This window comes from Novosphingobium sp. LASN5T, from assembly GCF_003856955.1.
In the GTDB taxonomy this organism is placed as follows: Bacteria; Pseudomonadota; Alphaproteobacteria; order Sphingomonadales; family Sphingomonadaceae; genus Novosphingobium.
Map to the genome: position 1 here is coordinate 1 of NZ_RQSI01000094.1, position 6747 is coordinate 6747.

A 6747-nucleotide genomic window follows, 5' to 3' on the forward strand; every position below is an offset into this window, starting at 1 on the left:
GCGACTTCCAGCAGGTGAATTCCACCCACTCAACGAGCCAATGGCGCGGTTGAAGCGTGTAGCGTAGCCCATGTTCCGCTTATGTCCGAGAAATCGTTGTCTGGCGAACAAACCTTGAGGTGACGCCTTCTAGATGTTTGATCCCGGAATTTGGTGGTGCGGATTTGATGTGAACCGGGCAGGCTCTCGTTGCCATGTTTTGCAGATAGCCTCGTAGGGCGTGAGGCCTTTGAGGGTCTTGAGCCGTCGGCCGAAGTTGTAAGCGGCGACGAAGTCGCCGAGATGCTGTCGAAGTTGGTCGTGGCTTTCGTAGTGGTATCGTTTGACGGTCGCGTCCTTGATAGTGCGGTTCATCCGCTCGACCTGACCGTTGGTCCAGGGGTGCTTTGGTTTGGTGAGCCGGTGGTCGATGTCGTTCTGCGCGCAGGCGAGCTCGAACGAGTGGGCGCGGAAGAGCTCGCCGTTGGCGATGGCCTCCTTGATCAGCGGGACGGCCGAGCCGCCGGCACCGGGCGTGGTAAAGTGGATGCCATTATCGGTCAGCACCGTGTGCACCTTGTGCGGCACCGCCATGATGAGGTGCCGCAGGAAGTCTCCCGACACGCGGGTGGTGGCTCTTTCGTGCAGCTCGACGAAGGCGAACTTGGAGGTGCGGTCGATCGCGACGAACAGGTGGAGCTTGCCTTGTTCGGTGCGGACCTCGGCAATGTCGATGTGGAAGTAGCCGATAGGGTAGCTCTTGAACTTCCGCTTGGCGGTCTTCTCGCCTTCGATCTCGGGCAGCCGCGATATGCCATGGCGTTGCAGGCAACGGTGCAGCGACGAGCGGGTCAGGTGCGGGATCGTCGCCTGAAGCGCGTAGAGGCAGTCATCCAGCGGCAGCAGCGTGTGGCGCCGGAACGCGACCACCACCGCCTCGTCCTCGATCGAGAGCGAGGTTGATCTTGGGTCCTTCGGCCCCGTGGGCAGATCGGCAACGGACGTCCGCTTCTTCCACTTGGCGACCGTCTTCTGGTTGATGCCGTGGCGCTTGGCGAGAGCCCTCAGGCTCTCTTGACTATGCTGTATCGCTCGACGGACCGCCTCAGTCGTCGTGGCGCTCCCATGGAGAACCTGGCCCATAGTGCCTCCTTCCACTCGCGCGTGAATGATGCACCATCAAAGCCCGGGATCAAACATCTAGACCGCTACGGCTGGGCCTGCTTCTGCGCTACGCCCTTCTCGCGGCGGAGGGCGGCGAGCGTCAGCTTGACCAAATCATCGACGGTAGGATCGGGTAAACGGCAGAGCCGATGGAGCTTAGCAAGCGAAGCCTTGCGCCGCGCCAGCCACGTCGGCGCGGCGCCCTTCTCGCCTCGATCCTTCAGGAACGCGGCAATCGCCTCTGGACGAGCCGGGACGGTTTGCTCCCCCCTCCCCCGGCACCAGGCGTCGAACCCCAGCACATCGCTGCGAAACGCGCGCAAGGAGTTCGGCGCGGCAGACGCTGCCTAGGCAGCGAGCAGTTCGGGGGCGACGCGGGTGCCGGGGCCGCGCGCGAGCAACGCGAGGTCATGCCTGAACGGAATAGCGGCATCGACAGGGCAAGCGGTGGGATCGAGCGGCATTTCCTTCGATTCCTGAAACTAATATTATAAAGATGCAAACTTTGCTAAATGCACTTATCACACATCTTATCAATACGTTAATTGCGCCGACGCTCTACAAAAATTCACCCCCCGCATGGTCATCAAACAGTTCTGCCGACCGGACATAACCGAGCAAGACCTCGACCTTCTTGTGACGAGACACTTCCTGCATCTTGGCAATGGTCGCCCCAGTACGTGAAGCCTCTGTCAGAAAACCTGCCCGCAGTGAGTGCCCCGCGACCGTCTCCGGATCGAGGCCTGTGCGCGCCGCGTACTTCTGGATCAGCCGCGCGATCGAGCGATCCGACATCGGCTTGTCGGTCAACCGCCCCTGCGGGTCGATCTGGTAGAACAGCGGCCCCGCGCTGCCGCCACGGACCGCCAACCAGGCCTTGAGCCGCTCGACAGGCTTGAGGATCTTGCCGGAGGGGACCGCGATCACTTGCCCCTCCCCGTCCTGGTCGGTCTTGGAGTGGCGTAGCGTCAGTTTCAGGCCCTTGTCGACCAGTTCGACGTCGCGCCACTCAAGCGCGACCAGTTCCGAGCGACGCAGTGCTGCGGCGAGGCCAAGCGCCAAGATCGCCCGGTCGCGGATCGAACGCGTCCCCTCACCGTCAGCCGCCGCGATCATCGCCGCCAGTTCCTTAGCGGTTAGCGCCGCCTTCCTCGCGCTCGGCCGCGTGCGTTGCTCGCGGCGGATCCCGGCAAGCGTGTCGGCAATGACCATGCGTTCATCGCGTTGAACGGGCGCGACCAGTCCAACCTGCCGATGCTTCCATCCGATCGCCGCGAGATGGCGGCCGATGGTGCTGTCGGCCTTGCCCGCCATCGCGAGCGCGGCAAGATACGTTGCCACCGCTTCGGGCCGCGCGGGCAGCGGCTCGAGCCCGCGCTCGTCGCACCAGCCCTCGAACTGGGTCCAGTCGCTTATGTAGGCGCGCAAGGTGTTGGCCGCCTTGGCCTGGGCGCGGTAGACCCGTGCTGCTGCGATCTCCTCGCTCAACCTCCTCTCGGGCTCGGCGATTGTGACAGGGGATGCCATCGCGACGGGGCTCATCGGCACCCGGGCTTCAGCTTCGAAGACATCCCCGCTCATTTCCACCATTTTCAGGCCCTTCCCCGCACCAAATGTCACTTAAAGAATACGGGCGGACGAGAAAACGGCCGAGTTGCGTGGATCATGTACAAGAATACCTCCGGACGTTCGACCTGACAGCGCGATTCTGCTACAAAACGACCGGACCCGGCAACACGAGTCCCTGGCGAAAATCGGGGATAGGTCATGGCCGAAACAGGCACTGCCCTCACGACGGTTGATCATACAGAATGGCGCAAAGCTTGTGAGCGCGAGCCTATCATTCGTGCGCTTACGGCAGAGCCCCGGCTCGGACGCAAAGCGATTGCTGAGGCCGGCCTGAAGCTGAGCCTCAACCGGTCCCGAATTTACGAACTGCTCGCGAGATACCGGGAAAACCCAGTGACCAGTTCGTTGGTCGACCAGCACGATGGATTTCCCAAAGGGCGCTCTCGCCTCCCTTGCGAGGTGGAACGCCTGATCGATGCCAAAATAGAGCAATTTTATCTCAGCCGTCCAAAGCCCACCATCGCACAACTGGTCCGTCAAATTCGCTTTTCGTGCCTGGAGCAGAATCTGCGACCTCCAGCACGGCAAACTGTTGTCCTGCGGGTCAACGCCGTGGAACGGACACGCCTGACAGGCGCCCGTGATGGGACCAAAGCCGCAGCAGACCGCTTCCGACCCGTCGTCAGCTCATACGAGGCGCAGTACCCTCTTCAGGTCGTACAGATGGACCACACGCTGGTCGATATCATCATCGTCGATGAGTATCTCAGGAGACCGGTCGGGCGGCCAACGCTGACCCTGCAGATCGACGTAGCGACGCGGGTGATACCCGGCTTCTACATTTCACTGGAACGACCTTCCGCGATTTCGGTCGGCATGGCGATCCGTCATGCAGTACTGCCCAAGAATGATTGGCTGGCCGATCGAGAGCTCACCTTCGCATGGCCTGTCTTCGGCCTGCCAGACATCCTCCATCTCGACAATGCCTCGGAATTTCACTCACGCGCGCTGACTCGGGGCTGCCAGCAATTTGGGATCGAGCTTCACTACCGTCCACCGCGCACTCCGCACTTTGGCGGGCACATCGAGCGCATGATCGGCACCGCCATCGGCGAAGTTCACCTTCTTCCGGGTACTACGTTCTCCAACATCCAGGACAAGGGAGACTACGACGCTGAGGGCAAAGCCTGCATGACCCTCAAGGAATTCGAGCGATGGTTCGCCCTCCAGGTGGGAATCTATCATCGCACCATTCACAGCTCACTTGGCGTCCCCCCGATGACAGCGTGGCAGGACGATCAAGGTAAGCGTGTTGCAGCCCTGCGCCTGCCGGCCGATGAAGAACGTTTTCTGCTCGACTTCCTCCCGTTCGAGATGCGCCGGGTCCGGCGCGAGGGCATCAAACTCTTCCACGTTTTCTACTGGCATGGCGCTTTGGCCACGCTGGTCGCGAACAGCGTTCATAAATTCCCGATCAAATACAATCCGCTCAACCTCTCGGCCGTCTATCTCGAACTGCCCGGCGGCGAGCATGTCACAGTTCCTCTTCGCGATAAGCGGCGTCCTGCAATTACCAAGTTCGAGCACGACCAAGCCCTGAGAGCGCTTCGAGAGCGCGGGCGAACCGCCGTCGATGAGCAGATGCTTTTCGAGATGGTGAGCACGCAGCGCAGGATTGTGCTTAGGGCCGTAGAGAAGACGCGCGGAGCTCGACGATCAACCCAACGCATCGTCGATGCGCTCATCCGCGGCGAACCGCCTGCGGCCTTTGTCCAGCACCAAGAGGCCAACGCGCAGCTGACACCGCCAAATCTCGACGGGCCGGTTGTACCACTCGCGATCGAGGAGCAGTCATGAACGTGCTCTACAGCCATATCTTCCCGGCTTATCGCGAGTATGCCGAATTGACCGATGAGGCCCGGATCGACTGGCTACGCCGCGACCGCTGGATATCGTTGCCACAGGCTGAGGCCGCGCTCCGCCACCTTGAAGACCTGGTAATCTATCCGCCGCGAGGGCGAATGCCCTGCCTGTTACTGTTTGGCGCCACCGGGATGGGCAAGACCGAAATTGTCAGCCGCTTCTCGAAACTTCACGCTCCTCAGTTCGATATCAGGACCGGGCTCAGCAAGATGCCGGTGTTGCTCGCGCAGATACCGCCAGAGCCGAGTGAGGAGCAATTTTACACCGAGGTGCTGACCGCGCTAAATTGCGTCGACCTTAGCCGACTGTCCGTGCGATCGATGCGAGCGGAAGCCAGGCAACTGCTTGCCGAAGTCGAAACCAAGGTGCTCGTCCTGGATGAAATCGACAAGATGCTCGCCGGCACTCCTCGCCAGCAGCGGGTGTTCCTCAATACTATCCGCTTTTTGACCAACGATCTGAAAATTCCAATTGTTTGCGCAGGGACCGAGGACGCGCGGATGGCGGTCCTGATGGATCCGAACCTTGCCGACCGGTTTGGGGCGTTCGAATTGATGCCATGGCGCAACGATCATGCCCTGCGCCAGCTGCTTGCGAGCTTCTCGGGCCTGCTGCCCCTGAGACGCCCATCGATGCTCGACACCGTCGAAGCGCGGCAACGCGTGCTGGCCCTCACCCAGGGTGTGACGGGCCGAATATTCCGGCTCATCGAGGCAGCCGCTGTCACGGCTATCCGCGATGGCCGCGAGATGCTTGATGCCGCAAGCTTCGAGGCCAACGACGTGACGCTTCCTCTCGTCTCCATGTTTACGTCGGCAGGCAAGCGAAGGACAATCGGCCGGGCGACCGTATGAGTTTCGTGGAGCCATTCGCGGATGAACTTCTCAGTTCATGGCTGGCGCGCGTGCGCGATCAGCGGGCTCCGGGTGAGCCTTTGCTGCGCGCCTATCGAAATCGCGCAGGCCATTGGCGGCATCCCGATGTAAACCCAAAAAAATCGATGATCGCTGAGCTTGCCGCAAGCGAGGGCTTCACGGAAAACAGTGTCGCCGAACTCGGTCTTTGCTATCGGTATCCGAGGATCACCCCGGATTTTGTAGCCTGGCACCACGTTCCATCCGATGATCCTAGCCGAGATTTCGCGCCCGCTCTTACCCTCCGGTTGAGCTGGTGCAGTCGTTGCCTTGCCGAGGACTATGCCGCTGGCCGCCCCGCCTATATCCGTGCGGACTGGGCCATGGCTGCGTGGGGCTTCTGTTTCCGGCACCACTGGCCACTCGTCGATCGATGCGTGTCTTGCGGGAGTAGTCATTGGGCGATTAAGCGGTCATCGCAGGGGCCGCCAAGATTGTGCTGTATTCGCTGCCGTCGGGGCCTCGAACGGGCGCACCCCAGGGCGCTCGAGCTTGAGCCAGCAGCGCAGCCCATCTGGATCAATATCGTAGCCTTTGAAGCCGCGCTGAGGGGTGCGCTTAGGGGAAAGGTCCCAGATCAATTTCGCTTCAACGACACTTCAGCCGGTCAGCTGCTCGAAGAATCCGCCAGAATCTGTCTACTGTTCGCAAGGGCCCACAGGCGCTGGAGACTGCGTGATAGACTCCTACATCGGTTTGCGGCGCCTGTGCTCACGCTCGATAACGTTTGCCCCAACGAGCCTTCCTGTGAAATGCCGCTCGCGCTTGCCAGCCCCTCAATGCGTCGTTGCCTTATCGCAATCTGCGCCGCGATGCTCGATGCAGACTGTGACCCAACGGTGCGAAACGAGGACGAGCCGGTTGTCGACGTATGGGCGCGGATGGTCGATAGCATCGCACTCCAACAGTTCATCCAAGATCGTCAGGCGTGCTCGCCGACGTTGAAAAGAACAGTGGAAGCAGCGTGCCATCGGAACGAAAAAGTCGAGCGGATGTCCGCGTTACGGAGCGCCTCGACGGCCTACAAAACTCTCTTCCGTGACGCGGCCGGAAATGCGTTCTCTTCGCGCCATTAGAGCGGTTTCCATTCATTCCGGCTCATATCCGCAAGATTTGAAGTAATTGGCACATTCGGCAGGCTGGAAGATATCGACGAGCTTGCCGATCAGGTCCCACAGCCCATTGACGGTTCGCTCGC

At 60.9% G+C, this 6747-nt stretch carries 5 protein-coding genes and 2 pseudogenes; 3 read left to right on the plus strand and 4 right to left on the minus strand.

Translation table 11 applies throughout. The features are described from left to right. Nucleotides 1–129 precede the first annotated feature (129 nt). From EH199_RS23960 to EH199_RS23970, 3 genes and pseudogenes are all read right to left on the minus strand, one after another. Entirely contained in the window at nt 130–1122 is a 993-nt protein-coding gene (locus EH199_RS23960) for an IS481 family transposase (protein WP_124811533.1), read from the minus strand. A 65-nt stretch (nt 1123–1187) separates the two neighbouring features. Further along, a pseudogene (locus EH199_RS23965) lies at nt 1188–1469 on the minus strand (integrase); the annotation flags it as partial. A 232-nt stretch (nt 1470–1701) separates the two neighbouring features. Then, nucleotides 1702–2733 carry a site-specific integrase gene (locus EH199_RS23970; RefSeq protein ID WP_124811535.1) on the minus strand — a complete coding sequence of 344 codons (1032 nt, stop codon included), beginning with the start codon at nt 2731–2733 and terminating at the stop codon, nt 1702–1704. A gap of 177 nt (nt 2734–2910) precedes the next feature. On the opposite strand from EH199_RS23970, the gene EH199_RS23975 reads away from it, so the two are divergent. From EH199_RS23975 to EH199_RS25160, 3 genes are read left to right on the plus strand one after another with little or no spacing between them, the layout of a single operon-like run. Beyond that, nucleotides 2911–4569 carry a Mu transposase C-terminal domain-containing protein gene (locus EH199_RS23975; RefSeq protein ID WP_017503293.1) on the plus strand — a complete coding sequence of 553 codons (1659 nt, stop codon included), beginning with the start codon at nt 2911–2913 and terminating at the stop codon, nt 4567–4569. Next, complete coding sequence (locus tag EH199_RS23980) at nt 4566–5489, plus strand: TniB family NTP-binding protein (RefSeq protein WP_036526781.1); 924 nt, start codon at nt 4566–4568, stop codon at nt 5487–5489. The genes EH199_RS23975 and EH199_RS23980 overlap by 4 nt, the downstream gene beginning before the upstream one ends. Continuing rightward, nucleotides 5486–6625: a TniQ family protein gene (locus EH199_RS25160; RefSeq protein WP_080727012.1), complete on the plus strand. Its 1140-nt coding sequence runs from the start codon at nt 5486–5488 to the stop codon at nt 6623–6625. Before EH199_RS23980 ends, EH199_RS25160 begins: the two co-directional genes overlap by 4 nt. 12 nt (nt 6626–6637) lie before the next feature. Here the strand turns inward: EH199_RS25160 and EH199_RS23990 are convergent. Beyond that, nucleotides 6638–6747: pseudogene (locus EH199_RS23990) on the minus strand (IS630 family transposase); the annotation flags it as partial.